This is a genomic window from Vibrio penaeicida (genome assembly GCF_030689305.1).
GTDB lineage: Bacteria > Pseudomonadota > Gammaproteobacteria > Enterobacterales > Vibrionaceae > Vibrio > Vibrio penaeicida_B.
The window spans coordinates 123,724-146,118 of record NZ_JAUYVM010000014.1 but is presented as its reverse complement, the minus strand read 5'-3'; the positions used below and the strand labels follow the sequence as shown (position 1 = coordinate 146,118).

General features: G+C 45.3%; 17 protein-coding genes. 4 read left to right on the top strand and 13 right to left on the bottom strand.

Features of this window, described 5'->3' with window-relative positions:
• Nucleotides 1-81: 81 nt before the first annotated feature.
• The 3 genes from Q8W40_RS20385 to Q8W40_RS20375 form a co-directional block, all read right to left on the bottom strand.
• Nucleotides 82-4,797 (bottom strand): NPCBM/NEW2 domain-containing protein, encoded by a 4,716-nt coding sequence (locus Q8W40_RS20385; RefSeq protein ID WP_305399815.1) that lies wholly within the window; start codon nucleotides 4,795-4,797, stop codon nucleotides 82-84.
• Between the two features lie 316 nt (nucleotides 4,798-5,113).
• Nucleotides 5,114-5,401 carry a putative quinol monooxygenase gene (locus tag Q8W40_RS20380; protein WP_305399813.1) on the bottom strand — a complete coding sequence of 96 codons (288 nt, stop codon included), beginning with the start codon at nucleotides 5,399-5,401 and terminating at the stop codon, nucleotides 5,114-5,116.
• A 15-nt stretch (nucleotides 5,402-5,416) separates the two neighbouring features.
• Entirely contained in the window at nucleotides 5,417-6,412 is a 996-nt protein-coding gene (locus tag Q8W40_RS20375; RefSeq protein ID WP_305399812.1) for a zinc-dependent alcohol dehydrogenase family protein, read from the bottom strand.
• A gap of 117 nt (nucleotides 6,413-6,529) precedes the next feature.
• Here Q8W40_RS20375 and Q8W40_RS20370 point away from each other — a divergent pair, with 117 nt between their 5' ends.
• The 3 genes from Q8W40_RS20370 to Q8W40_RS20360 all read left to right on the top strand — a co-directional run bounded on the left by Q8W40_RS20370 (nucleotide 6,530) and on the right by Q8W40_RS20360 (nucleotide 10,581).
• On the top strand, nucleotides 6,530-6,889 hold the full coding sequence (locus Q8W40_RS20370; protein WP_305399811.1) for a winged helix-turn-helix transcriptional regulator: 360 nt from the start codon (nucleotides 6,530-6,532) through the stop codon (nucleotides 6,887-6,889).
• Between the two features lie 280 nt (nucleotides 6,890-7,169).
• Nucleotides 7,170-8,396: a sodium/glutamate symporter gene (gltS, locus tag Q8W40_RS20365; protein ID WP_305399809.1), complete on the top strand. Its 1,227-nt coding sequence runs from the start codon at nucleotides 7,170-7,172 to the stop codon at nucleotides 8,394-8,396.
• A 277-nt stretch (nucleotides 8,397-8,673) separates the two neighbouring features.
• Nucleotides 8,674-10,581, top strand: coding sequence for a methyl-accepting chemotaxis protein (locus Q8W40_RS20360; RefSeq protein ID WP_305399808.1), 1,908 nt, complete (start codon nucleotides 8,674-8,676; stop codon nucleotides 10,579-10,581).
• 55 nt (nucleotides 10,582-10,636) lie between these two features.
• Here the strand turns inward: Q8W40_RS20360 and Q8W40_RS20355 are convergent, their stop codons facing one another.
• The 5 genes from Q8W40_RS20355 to Q8W40_RS20335 all read right to left on the bottom strand — a co-directional run bounded on the left by Q8W40_RS20355 (nucleotide 10,637) and on the right by Q8W40_RS20335 (nucleotide 17,189).
• The gene (locus Q8W40_RS20355; RefSeq protein ID WP_305399807.1) at nucleotides 10,637-11,569 is read right to left on the bottom strand and encodes a polymorphic toxin type 4 domain-containing protein; all 933 of its coding nucleotides are present in this window, start codon (nucleotides 11,567-11,569) and stop codon (nucleotides 10,637-10,639) included.
• Nucleotides 11,570-12,976 carry a hypothetical protein gene (locus tag Q8W40_RS20350; RefSeq protein ID WP_305399806.1) on the bottom strand — a complete coding sequence of 469 codons (1,407 nt, stop codon included), beginning with the start codon at nucleotides 12,974-12,976 and terminating at the stop codon, nucleotides 11,570-11,572.
• 3 nt (nucleotides 12,977-12,979) lie between these two features.
• On the bottom strand, nucleotides 12,980-16,315 hold the full coding sequence (locus tag Q8W40_RS20345; protein WP_305399805.1) for a hypothetical protein: 3,336 nt from the start codon (nucleotides 16,313-16,315) through the stop codon (nucleotides 12,980-12,982).
• 102 nt (nucleotides 16,316-16,417) lie between these two features.
• Nucleotides 16,418-16,696: a hypothetical protein gene (locus Q8W40_RS20340; RefSeq protein ID WP_305399804.1), complete on the bottom strand. Its 279-nt coding sequence runs from the start codon at nucleotides 16,694-16,696 to the stop codon at nucleotides 16,418-16,420.
• Nucleotides 16,697-16,718: 22 nt separating this feature from the next.
• Entirely contained in the window at nucleotides 16,719-17,189 is a 471-nt protein-coding gene (locus tag Q8W40_RS20335) for a hypothetical protein (RefSeq protein WP_305399802.1), read from the bottom strand.
• A 203-nt stretch (nucleotides 17,190-17,392) separates the two neighbouring features.
• Between Q8W40_RS20335 and Q8W40_RS20330 the strand changes: the two genes are divergently transcribed.
• Nucleotides 17,393-18,163 carry a carbon-nitrogen hydrolase family protein gene (locus tag Q8W40_RS20330; protein ID WP_305399800.1) on the top strand — a complete coding sequence of 257 codons (771 nt, stop codon included), beginning with the start codon at nucleotides 17,393-17,395 and terminating at the stop codon, nucleotides 18,161-18,163.
• 27 nt (nucleotides 18,164-18,190) lie between these two features.
• On the opposite strand, the gene Q8W40_RS20325 is transcribed toward Q8W40_RS20330, so the two are convergent.
• The 5 genes from Q8W40_RS20325 to Q8W40_RS20305 are packed head-to-tail and all read right to left on the bottom strand — an operon-like array spanning nucleotide 18,191 to nucleotide 22,369.
• Entirely contained in the window at nucleotides 18,191-19,111 is a 921-nt protein-coding gene (locus Q8W40_RS20325; protein WP_305399799.1) for a biotin-dependent carboxyltransferase family protein, read from the bottom strand.
• On the bottom strand, nucleotides 19,101-19,793 hold the full coding sequence (pxpB, locus tag Q8W40_RS20320; protein ID WP_305399798.1) for a 5-oxoprolinase subunit PxpB: 693 nt from the start codon (nucleotides 19,791-19,793) through the stop codon (nucleotides 19,101-19,103). Before pxpB ends, Q8W40_RS20325 begins: the two co-directional genes overlap by 11 nt.
• Complete coding sequence (locus Q8W40_RS20315) at nucleotides 19,793-20,527, bottom strand: 5-oxoprolinase subunit PxpA (protein ID WP_101111728.1); 735 nt, start codon at nucleotides 20,525-20,527, stop codon at nucleotides 19,793-19,795. Before Q8W40_RS20315 ends, pxpB begins: the two co-directional genes overlap by 1 nt.
• Before the next feature lie 42 nt (nucleotides 20,528-20,569).
• Nucleotides 20,570-21,877: a TRAP transporter large permease gene (locus Q8W40_RS20310; protein WP_305399797.1), complete on the bottom strand. Its 1,308-nt coding sequence runs from the start codon at nucleotides 21,875-21,877 to the stop codon at nucleotides 20,570-20,572.
• A gap of 12 nt (nucleotides 21,878-21,889) precedes the next feature.
• Entirely contained in the window at nucleotides 21,890-22,369 is a 480-nt protein-coding gene (locus tag Q8W40_RS20305; protein ID WP_104398663.1) for a TRAP transporter small permease, read from the bottom strand.
• Between the last annotated feature and the right edge of the window lie 26 nt (nucleotides 22,370-22,395).

Here is a 22,395-nt window from a genome sequence, read left to right as displayed (position 1 = left end):
ATAAAAAATAAAAAGCCGTGAAGTTGAGTGCCTCACGGCTCAGGTGCCTTCGTTAGGACCGTTGAAAGAGCAAGCGCTTTCTTATCTTACGAATCGAGCATTTGCCCAGTCTGCATGGTCAAATCCACCGCCATCCTGTGCATTTTCAACCTCCAATATGATTTCTTCAGAGTCTGATGAAAGTGGAACAGTAATCGGTATGCCTTGATGGGTGCCACGCAGTACCTGACTGCGATAGAGCCGGGTCCCATCTACGACAACGTTGAAAATCACAGACCCGCGGTTGCCAGCACTGTCATCTATACCTACCACGGCCTTAAATTGTCTGAAGTTAAGACCTCGTATGTCATAGGAGATAGAAGATACTGAGTGGGTACCAAGCCCTTTTACATCCCCCACATTGCCGATACGGATTTGGCTGCCATCTCCTTGCTGTTGTTGACCGACGCTTTGGTCTTTCTCTATTGGTCCCCATCCATTGATAGAAGAGGTTTCTTGCATATCACTGGCGTATACGTACGATTTCTGGCGAAGCTTAGCATCTGCCCAGTCAGCGTGGTCAAAACCGCCGCCATCCGAAGTAGGTAAAACCTTCAACGTAAGTTCAGTGTTTGCATCCGTGAGTGGAATGTGTATCGGTATTCCATCATCTCTGCCCGTTATTACCGGGCTTTGATAGACAAGCTGGTTGTCCACGTAGACTTCGAAAACCACAGTTCCCCTGTTTGCAGCACTGTCATCGATACCAATTACCGCAGAGAAAGCACTGTAATATTTACCCGCAAGATCATAAGTAATCTCAGAGGTAGAGTGCGTTCCCAGACCTTTCGTATACTGGGTGCCATTGATAGTTATGATGGCGCCATCATTGGGTTGCCGTTGTCCGACGTTTTGATCTTTTTCAACTGGTCCCCAACCATTAGTGGATGACACCTCAGACAGGTCACTCAGATAGATATGGCGCTGTATCCTGAGTTTTGCATCGCCCCAGTTGGTATGATCGAAACTCTTTCCATCAGATGTTGGCAAAGTGACCAGCTTCAACTGTGAGTGTTGTGGGGAGATAGGAACGGTAATATGTTGTAAAACACTCGAACCTTTGATGACAGGGCTGACATAAACGCGTTGTCCATCCAGATATACCTCATAGATTGACGATCCCCTGTTTCCGGCCCCATCATCCAACCCAATGTAGGAACTGAATTGGTCGACATTAAGATTTGTCAGGTCAAACGTCACTTCAGAGTTGGCATGAGCGCCGATCCCTTTGGTGAATGTTTGACCGTCGATGGTGAGAGTTTGGCCATCATTGCTCTCCCGTCCACCGATACTTTGGTCAAACTCAATAGGTCCATAACCGTTGCTGCTGGAAACTGGTGTGATATCGCTGACGAAGATGAACTCATTACCTGAGGTTTCAGGTAGAGGGTCACCTTCATACTCGATCTGCTGAAGGTAAGACTCGACATCCAACCGCTCTGCATTGTCCGAAATGTAGTGAACTCCTCCGGTTTGAAGGACTGCATCCAATGTTGCTGCCTGACCGTTATGGAAATAAGGTGCAGAATCCATAAGACCAATCAGTGTTGGTGTTTTAAAGCCTTTACCTGACAAAGATTGACCAATTCCCAAGCCCGAAGACGGTTGGATAGTACCTACGTCATGACGTTTCATATCGGTAAAGGCCGGTCCACTGTGGCAACTGCCGCAGCCCTTGGACTCGAACAGTGCTTTACCGCGACGAGCATAGGAGCCAAGTGAGCCATTCTGACGTCTTTTGTAACTACCAGGGTATTCATTTAGGCTGGAAACGTACAATGCCAGATTATCCAAGTCTGAACTCAAACCTGACTTGGGCGACCCTAATGGGTCCTCTGTGCTTGAAAATATCTGGTCGGGTAAAAATCCCCTTCCCCCGAAGCCATATCGAATGTCGTTTTCGAAGTCTTGGATTTCGTCGAAATTGGCTGTCCAGTGGACATTTCCGTTCCCGGTGCCTGAGCGACCGAGCAGCGACAACGTGTTCCGCAATCCCTCGCCCCGATCAGTAAAGTCCCATACTCGACCATCGGAATCACCATCTGCATGGCAACTGGCACATGAGAGGTAACCATCTGTTGCCATTCGGGCGTCATCAGCGTTATGGAAGATTTTTTTACCAGCAAGTATTGCGGTATTCATACCCTCATTTTCGACTGTTTTCAGAACAGCAACTTCTGTGACTTCACCTTTACTGGGTAGTTCAAACTGGCTGACATCAAGTACTTTCACGCTACGTGACAGGAAAGCATGCACAAACAAGAAGTTCCCTGAACGGACTAAACCGATTGGCGCATCACCTATACGATTGAGCTGTAAGGCGATGTTTCCGTTGTAGGCATCTCTTACTTCGATCCTGTTGCTTCCTTCCAGTGCAGTATATATATAGTCACCAGCAGGGCTAAATACGGTAGCTTTGGGTTGCGAAGCGTTATCGAAGTCAATCTGCATGTTGAAGGCTTCTTGCCTTGTTTGGAGGTTGATTGGTGTAAGGATGGCGCGGACTGTACTGTCAAATGTCAGTTTATTATCCGGATTATTCTCGTTAAATGGACCGCGATCTACATTTACTTTGTTAGAAGGAACCCATGCCCAATTACCATCTGGTGAGATGGTAATGCTGTTGAGATAGTTTGGAAGCCCCCTAGAGCGATCCGGACCATCGGCGGTAGTGGTGTCTTTGTTGAGTCGAATGACTTGAGTATTGAAACTGTCGATATCGACAGCAATAACTCTAGCGTGATCCTGAGGGGATTTAAACAAGGTGACAAAAACCGTATCAGAATTGCTGTCAACAGCGACTCCTCTTGCAGAATGACCAACATTGCGAGTTTGCAGGATGTCCCCATTAAGTGGATCCAGCTTAAGGAGCTGACCCGAAGATTGCAGTGTAATAAATGCATTGCGCTCATCAGGGCTGAATACTAGACCATAAGGTTGAGAGGCTCGTGGCAATGAAACTGTCTGTACGATAAGTCCGTTATTAGGGTTGAGGATGCTGATGGAATCCGAACCTTGGTTTACCACCCAAATCCTACCATCAGGCGCTTGCGCTAGTGTCCGTGGTCGTTTACCGACCGGCGACTCCCAAATCTTATTGAATGGGGCGAAAGCGGAAAACGCGGTAATTGAACCGTTGTCTTCATTTGCTGTGTAGATGCGATTTCCGGTTGAAATAATAGATGACGCGGTGGTCGGTTGAGTCGATGTTAACGGGGTCACGACAGTGACAGCCATTGAATCAGTGGATGTTAACAGGTTTTCTCTGACAGACACGATAGGTTGCCAATGACCGGAGTTGGAGTAGGAATGTTGAATCTGTCCATTAGGAGAAAACGGCGTTGAAGGGGTACCATCACCAAAATCCCATGAATATTCAACTGTACCACTCAAAATAGGTTGTGCAGAAGCGTTAAAAACCAAGGGCTGTCCCACCTCAATCATGGTGTTTTGAGTGAGTGTTATATCATGACTTGCTACTGAGCCGGTTGCAAAGTTAAAGCGGTATTCCGGCATCGGGTTTCCAGAAAAATCCTCTATACCCGAGACGGTGACCTGGTATATAGAATTTCTCTTCAACGGTTGGTCTGGGCTGAAATGTACAAATGCCCGGTTCACACTGTATGTTCCACTGAGGGGCTGTCCTCCTGGAAATTCTGTAACGACAAAGGTTTGGTCATTCACCGATTCCAGCAGGATACTATCGGACATCGCAAGACCGATTCGTGCGGTTACGGGTACGAGTGTGCTGTCTTGTTCTGGGTAGGTATAAAATACAGACGGTGGATTTGTATCCGGTTGCGCTTCATGAGCCATAAAACCACTTCCGGAACCGTGGTCATTCCCCACCCAAATCAGATTACCAAAGGGAAACGATTGCCCATGATCTGGTATGATAGAAGGGTCTAGCCTTAACACACCCCTACCGATTTCACGGATATCTGATTTATCAGAAACATCCAGCGTTCCTACGTCAAACCGATTACCCATGATGAGTTTTTCATCCTGGTGCGAGCAGTAGGTGTTGAGAAACCCTGTTACGTTGTCGCTGACCAATGACATTGGTGTGGTGGTTGTGTCATAGATAATGAGGCTGTCAGATGAAGCGCGCGCACCGAAATAGGAGTATTTTCCATCCCAGCAAGAGGTGTAGTACACAAAGGGAAGATTCGGAATGGTTTTCTCTAGCACGGGGTTCAGAGGATCATCAATGTTAAGAATGGAAAATCCACCGCGATTGTTACGGCTTGAAATATGGAGTTTGTTCCCGAAAGCGCGGACTTTACCAACCAAGAATCCGCCCAGTTGGCTGGTGGGTATGGTTTTGACGTGCACAGGGTTGGTTATGTCTGATGTATCGACAATAGAAATGCCTGATGTCCCTCGAGCAACATAGAGGTAGGGCGCTTGCCAAGATACGTGCCAAGGAATATTGCCATATCCAGCCTGAACAATATTGTCTAATGCAAGTTTACTAACTTGAACGGGGTTGAATGTGTCTGACCAATCCCAGATCTCAATGCCTCTGACATTGTGAATGGCAACCAAGGAGTCTCCACTGAGGCCGTAAGAATGAATTTCAGAAAAATCACTTGTACGTAAACCGTCGCTGGATCGGTCTGCAGTGTATAGGTCTGGTTCATAAATCCGGTTAACTAAAGATAAATTACGTGGATTAGATGCATCCAATACAAACCAGCCCCCCGGAGTTTGCCCGCTGTCAGGGGCAAAAACACCGAGAATATAGCCGTTCAACATTGTTACACCGTTCGTACCATATCTTAGACGTCCCGGATAATCCTGAGGAAGAAACTCGTATTCATTATTATCAACGAGTTGTGATATTTGTGTGAATACTTCATTTTGTGAATATTGTAGTTGTCCCAGCCCCGGTCCTTGTCCAGAGTAAGAGACGCTCGAAAATAGGAAAAAAGTTAATATAAAGTAAATTTTTTTCCATCCTCTTTCATTCGCAGCAGAATTTATCATATTAGCCTCCGTGGCGCTTTGAGATAAAGGGCTTCTAAGCAATTAAGAAGGGTGTAATTTAATGTGAAATCATAAATGGTTAATTCTATAACTTTTCACATCTATTTATAATTAAGTCTTTCATTAGCCCATTTTGTTGAGCTTCATTTAGAAAAACCTTTACATGTTCAGATGCGACGTGGCTATCAATTGCTTCTTGTGATGCCCAGATTTCATACATAATATATTTACCATCATATTCAACATCTTTATGAAGGTCATATTGAATGCAGCCAGCTTCTTTTCTGGTGGGTATCATCACTTTAAATATACTGCTCTCCAGTTCTTTCTCTTTTCCTGGATTGGCTATAATGTCTGCAATAAGATAAATCATAATTATTCCTTCTTGTTATACATTTTCTAATACAATTTTTCCTATATGGGTGTTTTGTTCGAATAATTTATGGGCTTCATTAACTTTATTAAAAGGAAATACATCATGAATGAGCGGTTTCAATTCACCTTGATCAAAATATCGAGAAATTTCAGAAAGAAGTTGTCCGTGATGGGCTCGTCTATTGCCTGTTAACAAAGGAAGCAGCATTAATACGAAATGAAGAGTCAGAGATTTAGCATGCATAAGCTGTAGGTTCTGCATGCGAGGATTAACGGCGACAACCTCTCCCCACATTTTTACAGCTTCAAGGGATCGGTCAATATTGTCATCGCCCACTGTATCAAAAACAACATCGAAGCCCTTACCATCAGTTAGCCTAGCAACATATTTCTCTACCTCTTCTGACTTGTAGTTAATTATGTTGTCTGCTCCCAACCGCGTGGCAATACTTGCTTTATTGTTGTCAGATATTGTTGTCGAGACCAAGGCACCACGCCGTTTAGCGAGTTGTACTGCCATATGACCAACCCCGCCTGTACCAGCATGGATAAGGATATGTTCACCTTTCTGGATATTGGCTTTGTCGTAAATACATTCCCAAGCGGTAATGGTGACCAAAGGTAAGGCTGCTGCCTGCACAAAGCTTGCTGTGACGGGCATATGGGCTAGAAGGTCGGCATCTGCAACCATTAAGTCTGCCAGAGCCCCTTGAATAGGTCCTTCAGGTCCCATTAAACCACCAGCGCAACCATATACCTTGTCGCCTTCCCTGAATTTGGTGACTCCCCGACCTACTTCTACAACAATTCCTGAAACGTCCATGTGCATGACAGCAGGAGTCGGGGTGTTGATACCGAGGTCCGCTCTAAGCATTTTGTTATCAACTGGGTTTAAGCTGGTCGCTTTAACCTTTATTAATACATGTCCCGGTTTGATTTCAGGTTCTGAAACAGTGGTTTCTTTAAATACAGCGGTGTTACAATATTCATCGACAATATAGGCTTTCATAGTTTACTCTTGTTATTTGTTGGATTTCATTTCCATAATAATCATTACCTACATTGAAAGGAAGTACGCACTAATAAGTGCTATGGTATTAAAAAATATACTATTGGAGTTAAATTAATGAAAAATAAAGAAAAAGATTTTTATTGTCGTCCTTATGGATGTTCAGTGCAAGCAACACTATCTGTAATTGGTGGTCGATGGAAACCTGTAATACTATTTCATTTAATGGAAGGAAGTGTATTGAGGTTCGGTGAGCTGAAGTTAAAAATTAATACAATTACGCAGCGAATGTTAACCAGTCAATTAAGAGAACTTGAAGCGGATGGGATTATAGCGAGAAAAGTCTATCCAGAAGTTCCGCCAAAAGTTGAATATAAATTGACTGAATATGGGCTTTCATTAAAGCCTATTTTGAATGGTATGAGAGAGTGGGGTGCAAATCATATTAAACATGTTGGATTAGCTGAGGAGAAATAATTCATAATGTGGATGTTTCGTCTTGTTATTTTTAGCAACGATAATTTCTTTAAAGATAGTATTTGTTGAAAGTAGGGTTGGATAAATATTATTAGTTAACCTCAAATTTCGATAATAGAAAACTGTTCTCGCCGTTGTTTTACCGCATGCCGTGTTTAGTTAGCCAGTGCTTAAGTTGGTTTAGAAGGTATCAAGGAAACTATGATACTCCTTTGGTTGCTTATAAGTGTCACCTTACCTAACATGTTGAGTGTTCGTAACTTTAGGCAATGGAGAGCCCATGAACTACTTGGATGGAATACTACACGTCGAATCTTTTCTCGCAGTCACACTTGGCATCGTCGTGCTGTTTTTGGGTCGTCGATTAACACAAGCGAGCAAATGGCTGAGAGAGTTCAGCATTCCAGAACCCGTATCCGGCGGGATTTTAGTGTCCATCCTATTTGCTGCTCTGCACTACCTATCCGGAATTGATGTTGAATTTGATTTGGCGGCGCGTGACCTTCTGCTTGTTTACTTCTTCACGACCATCGGCATCAACGCCAGCTTGAAAGATCTCTTCAAAGGTGGGAAACCACTTATCATCTTGCTCACCATCACTATAGGGTACATGTTTATCCAGAACCTAACGGGGATTGGCATTGCAACCATGTTAGGGCAGCCAGATATCGTGGGCTTGTTGAGTGGTTCGGTTTCGCTGATAGGTGGGCATGGTACTGCCATTGCGTGGTCACCAAAAATAGGTGAGAGCTTCGGTTTGGAAACGGCAATGGAGATCGGCATCGCTAGTGCCACCTTTGGGCTTATTTTAGCCAGTGTGATGGGCGGGCCGATTGCCAAGTTTCTCATTAATCGTCATAACCTTAGCCCTGCGAAAGTTGAAAAAATGGATGTGGGTACTTCACCCAATAACCCTAAACCCAGTATCAATGCGTACGATTTTTTAGATGCCGTGCTGGCTATTCATATCTGTGTGATATTAGGGGCATTTCTCAATGAAGCGGTGTCAGAATTCGGACTGGACTTGCCATTGTTCGTGACCTGTCTGTTCGCGGGTATTCTTATTTCTAACCTGATTCCAGATTCTTACCCTCGCTTAACCGGAACACGTTGGCCAAAACGTACACCTGCCATTGCATTAATTGCCGATATTGCATTAGGTGCATTCCTTGCCATGTCACTTATGAGCATGCAGTTGTGGGCGCTCGTTGATCTAGCTGGTCCTATTTTCGCTATTCTTGGCGTGCAATTTATTGTGGCAATTTGTGTCGCTATTTTTGTTGTTTTTCCGTTGATGGGAAAAACATACGATGCCGCTGTTGTGTGTGCTGGGTTTGGTGGTATTTCTTTGGGGTCTACACCCACGGCGATGGCTAATATGTCGGCGGTCGCGCAAAAGTACGGGAATAGCCATCAAGCGTTCATTATTGTTCCACTTGTATGCGCGTTTTTTATTGATTTAGCTAATGCGCTAATCATTCCATATTTTGTTGGTTTACTAAATTAAATTATTTCACTATAAGCTCATTTTATGATTGAGCAGCAACCTGATTAATACTTATTTTATGAGTGTTATTGAGTAATGTTACAATTAAATACAATATAGACACATTTAAATACATGATATTTTATTTTTATAAAACAGTGAGATAATTGATAAATACTAATCGGAATACCCATCCGTTTGTGTGATATCACTCCCATTTTTATTTCAAATCTGTACACTTCTTGCCCTGTAGCTATCGGCTCACTAAGAGTTGATGAATGATTAGACAGGTAAAAGAATGATTAAATTTGGATTTAAGCAACGAGTGATTACGGTTGCAGCCTTGCTGCTTGTTATCTCACTGAGTGTGTCGCTTTGTATTTCCTATTATTTTCTAGCTCAAGATAAGCAAAACAGCATTGACTACAGTGCCTCTCTTAAAACAGATGCAGTGAGTGATTCCATTGAAACTTGGGTGCGCAGTGTTTCTCAAACACTCGTAAAATCAGCTCCAATATTTGCTCAGCCTTTCTCTGAAGAAGACACTGAGTTGCTTATATCGCAGGTGGCCAATGCGTCACAGGTTTTTGCCATTGTTATCGGTTTTGAAGATGGGCGAGCGTTCAGCTCACGAACCGGTAAATACGATTCAAACAAGTACGATCCACGTGTTCGTGGGTGGTACAAGCAAGCAAAAGCCAAACGATCTACAATCATCACTGGTATCTATCGCGGTTCATCCACCAACAAATTGATGGTGAGTATTGCCGAACCTTTTTACGACGGAACTAAATTGAAAGGCGTGTTACTAGCCGATCTTACGTTGGACATTGTTGGTGAGTACATCAACGACAATTTGCCCGCTGGCGCTATTGCGAGTTTATTTGATGCAAAAGGAACGGTGATTGCGTCATCCTCATCAAAAAGTATCGCGGGTGAAACGAACCTTAGCGATATTCAAGTACTCGCCCCATCTAAGCCAATCATTCTCAGCGCGGGATACGGTTCCTTTACCTTCGATAGTTCTGGTTTGACACGCATCGGTTACCACAACGAGGTAAAACTGGGTTCGAACACATCTTGGTATTACCTTGTAAGTGTTGACCAAAAGAACGCGTACAAGAGTTTAAGCGATTTATTCAGCACCATGTCTTGGATTGCGTTTGGTTTAATTATTCTGGCCAGCTTAACGTTAATGGGCACGCTTCAACTTCTGTTTAAACCTATGCAGCGTTTGCAGGCAAAAGTAGACGATCTGACAAAAGGCGATGGCGATCTCACCAAAAGTATCGCGGTGCATAATGAAGATGAAATCGGCAAAGTCGCACTTAGCATCAACGCATTAATGAGTCAGCTACAGAGCCTGATTTCAGACACCAAATCGTTGGGTGACGATATCTCTGTCAGCATGAAGTCTTCTACCGAAGGCACAGCGAAAGCACAAAACTACATTTCAGAACAAATGCGCGAAGTTGACCAATTGGCAGCGGCTATTAATGAAATGTCGGTGAGCGCAAGAGAAGTGGCAAACCACTCTCAGCAAGCGTCTACTGCGGTGCAAAGCGCGAATGGCAATATCGAGAAAAGTGCCGTGCTGGTGGAAGATTCAGCTCAATCAACGGAAGTTTTGTCTAAAAAAGTCATGGAGGCAGTATCCGTTGTTTCCGACCTCAATCAGGCAACCAACCGAATTGAGTCGGTCCTTGGGGTAATTAACGACATCGCTGATCAAACCAACTTACTGGCATTGAATGCAGCTATCGAAGCGGCACGTGCAGGTGAGTCGGGTCGTGGTTTTGCGGTTGTGGCGGATGAAGTGCGTACGTTAGCGCAGAAAACTCAAGCGTCAACAGAAGAGATTGGCAACATGATCGATGAACTGCAAATGGGTTCTAAGTCAGCGCTAGAAGTGATGGAATCCAGCCAGAAAGAAGTGACTAAAACGTTAGATCATTCTCAAGAAGCTGATACGGCACTGCAAGCCATTCGCCATGCAATGGGTCAAATTACAGATATGATTCATCAGATTGCGTCAGCAGCGGAGCAACAAAGCATCGTGAGTGAAGAAGTGAATCGCAATGCGCAGGCTACCAAAGATATTTCTGTTGAAGTGTCTGACTTTATGGGCAACCTAACGGAGTCGATTGGTGAACAGCAAAAAGTGGTGGAAAAACAAAACCAGCTACTGAGCCAGTTCAAAGTGTAAATTTCGTTTTAAATACGAACTTTAACCATCAAAGGCATGCTAAAGGGCATGCCTTTTAAAATTCTGTAATGAACGATTCTGCCTTATTCATCACCACTTTGCTTTCTGGTGGTTCAGACACCGTAGCTACAAAACGAGCCAATAGTGTCTTTCCATCTTTCGTTTGATACGCCACGTCGTAAAATACCTCTGAAAGCAGCAATTCTCCTTTTCCGGGGCTAAGGTTACTGTTCCCCTTTGGTGGATGGCTGACCGCTTTACATTTACACAGCACCTTTTTTCCTTCGCGTTGAGCCAGCATTTGGACATCTCGAATGAACTTTTCAAACCCGTTATTCTGTATCACTTGATTGAGCGCTTTAGGGGCATACATCAACCCCATTCTGGCCTCATCGCCAAACCCATGCCCCCAGAGGTGTGCGCGTTCGTATCCTTTTAATGAATGCCCGTTAAAACGTCTGGTTGAAGGGGAAGGAAGGTCATCTTTAAAATCCATTCCTTTGTCGGAGCGCAAAGGGGAAATAGAGGGTTTCACTTCGCCTGCAATATCAAACTGGACGCGTTTATCCGGGAAGATTAACGCCCTCATCTCTTGTATTGCCCCAGTATTTCGAGTCTGATGCCATTTTTTTTGATTCAGTTTAAATGGCAGCCAAATTTTGGAGCCTTTTGGGGCTTTGCTGAAAAGTGTGCCAACGTCGCTTTTGTCTAAAATCACTTTCACTGGTCGAGTCGCACTGTTTAACATGGATTTTGCTCTTAGATATGCCCCTCGCTTTTTGGCGGCTTGGAGCTGCTTGGCGTACGCTTTGACGGTATCACTCAACCCTTTTTTGGAACCTTTTGATGACTTGAATAAGCGCTTTCTTAGCGATGTGGTGAGGACGTCTACAACGCTAATGATTTTGGTTATTTTAAGGGGAGGGCTTAAATCGAGGGCGTTTGCCGCTTTACGCGCTCCCACCTTTTTTGAAAGTTTGGTCGCCATCTAATTTGCCATTCGTTTAAAGAACTTACTGGTGAGGCTGGCTGCGTCGTTGGCGACACCAGAAATTTTGGAAAACTTCATTGGTGGGAAAAACATCTCCACCAAGTTGTACACGAGGTAACCAAAATAATACCCCGAGGCAGCTGGAGTTCTGGAAATAGCATCACCAATCGAGAACATCAGCTCATCGGTCGACTCAATAAAGAAATCGCGAACTTCAGGGTAGAGCTCCTCGGTGATGATCTGCCAAAGTGAGCCCCAAGGGACTTTTTCTAATACCGCGAGAAACTCGTCGATGATCTCCAGCATTAATTCGAACACATCATGTAATTTCCCACCATGTTTGAACAGGGCAATAATGATGTGGAAAACCAGTGATATCGTATCTATAAATCCTAAAATGGCATCCACTATGCCATCCCAAAGCCCGCTAAAGTACCCCACCAAGGTATCGATACTTTCGCTGAAATCGGGTCTGTTGGTATCTAGCCAATTGATCGCGCTGGATGCTAACGCAAGAAAGGATGATATGCCGTTACGAAATCGGGTGATCAGCTCAGTTAGAGAGTGCATAAGGGCTTTTGCCGCTTTAATACGCTCATCAACCGCGTCGAAAAATCCATTAAATAAGTCAGCAATGGTTTCTATTGCATCGTTGGCCCAGATTTCGAATTCAGTCAATGCCGAGCTGACAGACTGGTTTACGTCAATAATGACGTGTTGCAGTTCGGCGATAAGCTGCGTAATGCCATTGTTGATAGACTCTCCAGCGTTTTTTACCGTTTGATTGAAATCGGCAGGGCGCTCCGACGGATGCCAGAGTTCTTTTGGTGCATGCAAATCCGAGGCGAGATCTTTGCTGACACTATCCAGTGCTTTTACAAGGCTTTCCATGGATTCAACAATGAAATCAGAAAAGTCACTGTCTTCGTTTTCTTTTGGCTCAGGAGGCTGACCGATTAGGGAAAGCAACGAGGAAGCGGACTTTCCATTAAACATCCGGACAAAAATAGGCAGTAAGTGTGCGAGCTTAGAACTCATGAACAATTGTTGAGCGCGATTGTTACCCGGTATGGCGCTAATGAATAAGGCATCGGAGAACCGGTCGCCCTCGTTTATCTCGACGTACAGCGTACCATCTTGTGCGGAATTCCCGTTTTTGTAGTAGGTCTTCAGTAACTCAACAGCGCTAAAGCCAATGTAAAGATGGAACACACTGGTTGTTGTTTCTTGGCTTTCAAATACGTCCGGAATGATGGGCAGATCCGTTGCGCTCGATTCACAGGTGATCGCCATTTTGATCAAATTGGTTTGACCGGGGCTAATGATTTGGTAATCGCAGCGACCAGTGATGGGCTGCTCTGCCATAATTTCATCAGCCCATCTATGCAGGCGTTGGTGGCTCATTGGTTAGCCGCCGTTTGGGGTATCAGGTTCGGGTGGTAAAGGCGTTAACTGGCTGTTCCCTTGTCCTACCCCTTCATTGTCTAAACATGGCATACCATTCCCGACAAGCGCAGCCGCTTGATCTTGCACAATGGTTAGATTGGTGGGTACTTTCGTTTGCCATGTATCGTTTAGGACTGTGCCTTCTTCTTGAATCGATTCCTGAGCTATCGATAAATATAAGTCGTTCTCCGAATCCATGACGAGCCCTTTACCAAACCATATTTTACCGGTTTGTAGGTAATAGCTTACGGCGTCTTCAAACCCCAGACGGATAGGCACAACCAGCCTTGCCATGCCTGAGTTGATAAAGGCATCAAAGGTGCGGTTGCGTGAGACTTGCGTGCTGAGTTTGGCGCTCCAACTTCGGTTTTTCGCATAGTAATAAGGGTATAAGTGGTAAGCCATCAGATCCCAATCGAACGCTTGCTCGAAGAAGCGGACTTGATCGCTATGCTCATCCAGTTTATCGGTCAATTTGAGTTTAGGAAGCTTGTCGTTTCTCTCACGGTAGTGGTTCTTTGCCACCTTGATGTTGAAAGGCTTTTGAATCATATAAAGGGCGAGCTGGCGAAGCTCTCGCTGAATAATGTCTTTTTTGAATCTAGGGTTTAAGTCGCTGCTGGCAAGCTTAGATTGGTGGCGCTCTTTTTCTCCATCGTACTGCGCTTTTTGCTCTCGGTAGGCGTCCATAACATCATTAAAGGCGCGCAGTTGCCACTCGCGGAATATACGCGCGCGGAGACGACATCGAATTTCCACTTGGCAACTGAAGGTGCGGTGATACCAAGGCACAATGATTGATACCGGAAAAACCGTGCTGACAGAAGGATTCAAATGTCGCTCGACTTGTATTTCGCTGAAGGGCGCTTGGTGATCTGGGATGGCTTCTGTGCCTAAAATGGCGTAAAAACCGGGTTGCAAAGGAATGGCTTCTTGATCCGAAGGTTCATGCCGGATTGCGTCATGGTAGCTAGGCGCAGCACGACAAGACAATTTGGCAAAATGCGCCGTATAGTTTTCGGGGATTTCTATATCGTAAGTGCTGGACAACACATCTTCATGCGGTATGTCATTGAGGTCGATAGGTTCTGCTAATGGTGGTTTGCTTTCAGAATACCCTCGTACCAAAACAATCCTATGCGCTGGTGGCGCTTCAATGTTTACGCCATATTTGGCGGCAAGCTTGCGGTAATTATTACGAGTAACATCATTGGGTACACGGACACCAAATCGCTTAGGTTTTTTAGGGGCTCTTTTAGAAAAATCGTCTTCAGGAACGGCCAGTTCTTGCGCTTGAATGAAACGCCTAGCCGGTTCTGGGATACTGAATTCGAGTAACGTTCGTTGCCCCATGTGAACCACATAATGGTTGTAGATTTTATCTAGCCATCGATAAATACCGAAAACATGTTCAGCGCCGCCGCGATTGTCCATACCGTGTTTGTTGATTTCTTCATATTCTTGCTGATGGCGTTCTCGCCGTTTGGTACTGGTTTTACTGCTGATTTTCCGCTGTACTTTTTCAGTCACGCTTTTTGCGTATTGAATGGCGTTAGATCGGCTTTCTTGGCGCGATTGAGAATTTGAAAATGTCATTGCCGTGTTGGCGTAAAACTTCATGAAACTCGGACCGCCAGAAACCCCTGCATTCACATTAATATTACGCGATGAATCTTGCTGTAGAACTTCTTCAACCGCCGCTTGGACTTCATTGCGCGTGGTGGTTTCCAAATCCGATTTTTGCTCAAACGCCGACTCGTTCACCTGTTCGGTTTCACTTTCGGTCACATCTAGTCTGCGAGTGGTGCGTTCTTTGTACTCACGTGCAAGCAGGTTTTCGGTGCGTGAAGGTTCGCCCGCTTCGAAACAGGCTAATTCCTGTTCAACCTGATAGAAATCGACCATACCGATTTTGTTTACACCAAATAGAGGCGGTGGAGGGGTGCCTATTTCATCTAAATCTTCCGGTTGCCACGGCAGAATAGCGCTTGCCGTTTGAAGATGAGTGACCACCATGGGTTCAGGCTCTATGACTTGATTGGCGTTAATGGATAAATGAAGTTGCAGGCTAACGGGATTCTGAGTGGGTTCGGGCAATGGAAATCGAAAAGTTTGAAACCCTTTTACTCGTTCTGGAAGTAATTCACCAGACATTCGGCGACCATTAATACTGGCGTCAGCGCCAGCGAGAATGGGTTCGGCATGTTCACGGAAATACGTCACATCCACATACTGCTGTTCTTCCTCTTCATTTAGACCCGCTAACAGGGACATTCCGGGGATTTTCTCTTCCACGGAAATTTCACTGCCCATCACCAATAATGTACTTTCTTCTTCGATATCGTCATCGAGGCTGTCGTCTTGATCCAACTCCGTACTTTCAAACTCTTCTTGCGCCAAACTCAACAATTCGCGTGCGTCAAATACCCCTTTTCTCATGCGTCCGAAAGTGCGGTTTGCGTCATCCGATAAATCGAGATTCAATGCATCCAAGCTAATGGTAGACGCAATACGCTGGGTGGTGGCTACGGTAGTGAAAGAGGTGGTTGCAGCGGCAGTTGCTGTAGGTTGGGAAGGGCTGGTTATTGCTTGATGATCCAAGCGTCGAATTTCATTGTTTACTTTGTCTTTTAATTCTCGAACGCGGCTCAGTTTTTGCGCTCGAATGTTTCTTTGGTGAATGTTTTCGAGCAATTGATGCTGTCTGGCGGTTAATCCAAAGGTGGTTTCAGGTTCGGTTCGGTTATCCACTCTGGCTGAAATAACCACTCGCGCCTGCAATGCCATTTTAAGGCGGGTATCTTTTTGAGCTTGTTCAAGTTCATCGTCTGCTTCTACGACTCGGTGGATCCTTAAGAAATGATCCGTCACTAGAATCTCAACGATGTGCTCAATGGTTGTTTGGTTGTATTCCACCCAGAGGTGATGAATCAGGTTGTCCCAAAGCGATGTTCTATCGTCTGGCGAGAGCATTGCTGGGCTGAAGTTCACGATAAATTCATTGATACCTTCAAACGTTTTCCGATGTTCTTCACCGGTAATATGACGATGAAAACGCAGTAAACTCTCATGCTGGCTTTGCAACTGGCTAATGGACAACCGGCCTCGGAATGTTTCAGAAAGAGTTCTTGCCGCTGCCCGCATTCGGCGCGCACTGAGTTGCTGTGGGAGCTGAGATAAATAATGCGTTGATGCTAATGCATTTTGTGAAAGACGAATGGCAAAGTCGTGTTCGTCTTCATGGCTGATGGATTGAACAGTTCTCGGCGCCGAGAAGGTAAAGATTGGGTCTCTCATACCTTTATACCTGACATTATTAGTTAATATTTTATAAATATCACGGTAGCAAGGTGGTTAAAAAATAACCGTATCGACTATGAGAATGTAAGCATGTTCATCTTAGTTAATAATGTAGTCGTCGTATTCGATGGGTTCGTAAGTGCCTGAATCTATTTTGATCGTGTGGAATTCAGCTTGCCCAGCGTCGTTTATAAAATTTACAGCAACCCAAACCTGCTCATATTCATCTATGGAATCAACCTCCCATAAATGGTCGGTATTGATGAGCTTGGTGTAGATCACTGAGGTTTTGTACAAATCGTGGTTTGTATCCCTAGAAGCTTCTTTTAAGTCTTCTGGTAACGCGTGAACGCGAACTAAGTAGTTTACCGTTTTCATGAGCTCTTCTGGTCAACAGATTTTAGTAGTAACGAAAATCAACGAGTTCTTCGTGTTCAGGGAAATCACCTTTACCCCACACCATCTCTGTTTTGCACATGAGGGTTGCGATTTCAGACTCGTCTTTTTCAACGATGATTCCAGCTTCACTGATGTGCTCAAAGCTGCCGTCCTCTTGGCGTTCGCCACGCATTATTCGACTGAAAACAATGTAGTTGTAGCGTCCGTTTTCAAATAGGACAAAACCCGCGCCACCACCACTGTAGCTTGAGCGAGCCATTTTTACTGGCGACTCAATTTCCATTTCAATTTTTTCAGCGGTGCCATATCGATACAAAATGGTGTTTTCACTGGCGGTACAAACCGAGACACTTTTCTTACCAAAATTGCACCCTTCTATGAGAAGTTGATCGTCGGGGCAAAGGTCTGTGGCATGCGTCGTCGCAGAAGCAAAAGGGAGAACGAGCAGTAGAGGCAAGATAGATTTTGTCATAATGGTTCATAAGGCAATGTTAGGCCTCTGCATTTTAGATCATTTACTCTGTTTTACACGTGCAAATTTAAATAAAAATGGAAATACATTCAGGCAAAACTTTTGATGTTTGCGGGTCGTCTTGCAGGTTTAGGATGTCAATTCTGGCGGTGAAATTTTCTCACGGTTACTATGCACCGCCAAAAGAATTGAAGAGTGAAAATATGAAACTTCTAGTGGCACAGATCCGTATGGAGCTTGGGGCTGAAAAGCAAATTCAGACCATTCAACAGGTGGTTAAAAAAGGCGTAGAAACGGGGCAAAGAGTGTTCGTTTTTCCAGAACTGGCTTTGCCAGGTTTCAATCGGGAAGTCGTTAATATTTCGAGCAAAGAAAATCATATGATTTGGACTCAGACTCTCTCTGAACTGGCGAGTAGCCATCAAGTCTATGTGTTTGCGGGTTTGCCAAGAGTCGACTCTTCTTCGGTTTACAACAGTTTTTATTGTTTCAAGCCAGATGGTGAAACGGCTTGCTGGTGGGACAAAATTGGGCTGACAGAGAGTGAGCAGCGCTTTTTTCAACATGGGGACAGCCGCCCTACGGTTGAGATAGAAGGTATGACATTGTCGGTTGTATTGTGCCGAGAAATACTGGATGTTCATGACGTCACGAAATTGATTTCAGGAAAGGGTGTCGAGTTGGTACTTTGGCCCAGTTACATCGGGTGGAACTTGGGTGAAGCTGAACAACTCAGATCCGATGCCGCTTATTACCATGAAGCGAAAGAACTAGCAAAAACGTTAGGTGCAGCGGTAGTACAGTGCAATTGGGCAAATGGCACAAACGTACCGGAAGAAACAGGGTTGGGGGGAAGCATAGTCATTTCAAAAGAGGGCGATGAAATCTACCACGCTCCATATGACCAACCCGCGGTCTTTGAGGTAACACTGTCAAAGACCGAGGAATTGATGGTGACGCCTTTCCCGTTTTAATCTGAGCTCGGGTCTTTTATTCGGTCGCTATTTAGTTTGCATGACGCGATTGAAGATGACGCGCTGCGCCTCTGCTTCTCCAACGTCCATTTGGTAAAAACTAATTTGGCTACCAGGGGCGCACTGCGCGAGCTGACCAGCCCCTAATGCGCTTAAACACCCTATTTTGGGGTAGCCCCCGATAGTTTGCCTGTCTCTCATGAGCACGATGGGTTGCCCATCTTTAGGAATCTGTATTGCACCGTAGGCAATGCCTTCTGAAATAATGCCATCTCGATTGCAGCGAATGGCTTGACCAGAAAGCCGGTAGCCCATTCGATCAATGTTGGATGAGACTTCATAAGCGCTGGAAAATAGAGTCATGATGTCGTTATTGGGAAAATCTCGGTACTGGTATCCGAGCATCACGCCCAATTCCAGTGGCGCTGTGTAGTCGGGGATCGCCCATTTTGGTGCTCGAGTTTTGATGTCGTCTTTACATGGGGTAAACCGGAGAACATCCCCTTGCTTTAACGCGCGCCCATTTTCAATACCACCGATTTTCTCTCGTGAGACTGTCGATGCGCTATCGAGTTGCAGGTCGACTGTAAAGCCACCCTTAACCGCTAAATAAGCGCGTAAGCCGTTTTTAGGAGAGTCAAAATTCAGGGTATCACCTTTTCGAATTCGATACGTATTCCAAGGCTGAATTTTTTTATCGCCGATTCTGGCGTTTAAGTCTGCGCCTGTTATCGCAATACAAGTATCTGCGAGTGCCTTTAAAGTAAGCTTTCCAAACGTTATTTCAACCTGCGGCACATTTTGAGGGTTATCAAGTATTCGATTTGCCCAACAAAATGCATGTTCATCCATAGGGCCGCCCGTGGTAATACCCATGTGTTGGTACCCGAAACGACCGAGATCTTGAATCAATGCAAGCAGCCCCGGATTAATAACTTCAAAGCTCATCGAACTGCCCTCCTAAATCCAAAAATTCTTCGCGAGTTATGGGGCGAAATTGCACTTGATTACCAACGGCAACACGAGCCAGAGAGTCGCTTTCCCAATCGAGCATCTTGAGCGGTGTTCTACCTACTATTTGCCAACCACCGGGTGTGGAGCTTGGGTAAATCGCTGTTTGGTTATCCGCCACGCCAACGCTGCCCGTGGGGACTTTTAAACGAGGTGTGGATTTGCGTGGCATGGTGATGCGTTCATCCGTTGTTCCCAAATAGGCAAAGCCGGGGCTAAATCCAATTGCGTAAACTTGATAGATCTTATCGCTATGGATTTGGATGACTTCACTTTTACTCAACTTATGGTGATCGCAAATATCTTGTAAATCCAGAGCGACTTCATCGCCATAGTAAACGGGTAGGTCTACAACGTGTGAAGACTGAGTTTTTGTATGGGCCGAACTCGATCCACGAAGCGCACTTTTTAGTTTGGCAATGATGTTGAATCGATCGGTTTTATTGACGTCATAACACACCAAAATGGAGGTGTAAGACGGAATAATGTCGATCACAATGTCGCCAAGGCTTTCATGTATCCGGTTGATCGCCCGGCTTATTTTCTGTGCGATTTGTTCGTTAATTTGGTCGCCAAAATACACGATACAGGTCATCTCATTGACCGGCTCTATGCGCATCAGTTGGCTCTCCTCATTACTGCCGCCGCTTCACTCACGCTGGCAGCGTGCTCGCCGTCTCCGTGAATGCAGATGGTATCTACATCTATAGAGAGCTTTTTGCCGGTAATCGTCGTCACGCAGCCTTCTTCGATGATTTGGCAGATTTGATTTTTGATGCTGGTGAAATCGGTGTAAACCGAGCCCGCTTCATTGCGCGAAACGAGGTAGCCTTGATCGTCGTATGCTCGATCAGAAAATGCTTCAAACCACACCTCAATACCGTGCTCTTGAGCCATGGCTCGAATAATGTCGTTATTTGGGGTTGCCATCACTACTAGCGGGCAAAGAGGACGAACTTTACGAACCGTTTTCATGATAGTCGACAGAATGGTTTTGTCTTTCATCATCTGGTTGTACATTGCACCGTGAGGTTTGATGTAGCTGACTTCAGTGCCGTGTTTTTGGCAAATCGCATCCAGAGCGCCAATTTGGTAAATCAATATGGCTTCAAGCTCTTGCGGTGCAATATCCATGTTGCGACGCCCAAACCCAATCAGATCGGGGTAGCCAGGGTGCGCACCAATTTTTACGTTGTTCTCGACGGCCATGCGAACAGTTTTGTCCATGGTCAGTGGGTCTGAAGCGTGAAAACCACACGCAATGTTTGCCATGTCGATAAAAGGCATGACGTGAGAATCCTGTCCTTTGGCCCAACCGCCAAAGGACTCACCCATATCGCAATTCAGTTTCATGTTTTGTCTCTTAAACGATGTCTTTTAAAAACGCAGATTCGATTATCTTTGTGTCATGGTGGTGGGTAAGTAAGTCACGATTTCTGGGAATACGGTGATCATTACCAAACCAACTAAAATCAATAGGAAAAAGGGCAGCGCAGCGCGAGCCACATAGAGTATGTCTTTACCTGTGAGTGCCTGAATGACAAATAAGTTAAACCCAACTGGCGGGGTAATTTGTGACATTTCGACAACCAATACAATGAATATACCAAACCACAACAAGTCGATGCCAGCTTGTTGCACCATTGGCATGACAACTGCGACGGTTAACACAACAACAGAGATGCCATCCAAAAAACACCCTAGAATAACGAACAGCACCGTTAGGTAGATTAGTAATTCAAACGGAGACAGAGTAAACGTCGCTATCCATTCAGCCAGTGCGCGAGGAATACCCAAAAAGCCCATTGCCAGTGTCAGAAAGTGCGCGCCAACCAGAATCAGCCCAATCATACAGGAACTTTTTACCGCACCGAGCAAGCTATCAAGGAAGTTGTTCAGCGATAAAGAACCCGTCGTCCACGCCAGAATGAGTGCGCCGAAGACACCCAGTGCAGCCGCTTCGGTTGGTGTCGTTAGTCCACCGTATATTGAGCCGAGCACGAACAAGATAAGGCTCACGATAGGCAGGAGCTTTTTCAGCGCCGCCAATTTAACGGTGAAAGACACGCTTTCTTTGCTGTGTGTAGGGAGCCCGTCTTTATTGAGTAGCGCCCATACTGCGGTGTAACCCATAAACATCAACACCAGCATAAGTCCGGGTAGGGCTCCAGCGATGAAAAGCCGACCAATAGACACTTCTGCGGCCACACCATAAACGATCAAAATGATAGAAGGTGGGATAAGTAAGCCCAAAGTGCCAGAACCCGCAAGCGTGCCAATGGCCATTTTTTCGCTGTAACCTTGGGCTTTGAGTTCCGGCAGTGTCATACGCCCAATGGTTGCCGCTGTCGCGGCTGATGACCCCGATACCGCAGCAAAAATACCACAGCTCAGTACGTTAACGTGTAAGAGCTTACCTGGAAAACCACTTAACCACGGGGCAAGCCCTTTAAAGAGATCTTCAGACAGGCGAGTTCTAAACAGCAGCTCCCCCATCCAAATAAACATCGGCAATGCCGTGAGTGACCAACTGGTGCTTCCACCCCAACTTGAGGTAGCGAACAACAAGCCGATTTGTTCATTCCCCGTCATGTACAAACCGAGAACACCAACGCCAATTAAGGCAAGCGACACCCATATCCCAGCCGCGAGCATTAGGATCATGGTGAGCGCTAAGATAATAGAAATAACAGAAATATCCATGAGTGCTTTTCCTTACTCCGTCTCGCCTTCGTGGGCTTTGTAAGTTGGCGCTTGCCCTTTCAATGTCAAAATGAGGTTATCGAGAACAGCCAAATTAAGACCAAACATGCCAAGTGCAACAGGCACTTGCGGTATCCACAACGGAATCGGAATGTAGCCATGGGTGACTTCTTCAAAATCGTAGGATTCCCACACCATATGGGCGCAGTAAAAGCTCATAAAAGTCACCAAGAGAAAAGCAAAAATAAGGATGAACGTTTCTTGATAGTGTTGAACGCGTTCAGGTAAACGTTGAATCACCAACGTAACGCGAATGTGTCCACCTTCCCGAAATGCGTATGCAAGCCCAAAAAAAGTGGATGCCGCCAAAGCGTAGCCGGAAAAATCTTCGGCTGACGGCACAATAAACCCAAAAAAGCGACCCACAACCTGAGCCAAAATGATTAGCATCATTAGAACGATGCACAACCCAGATGAGTAGCCAGACAGCATATAAAGAGTGTGTTTAAACGTATTCA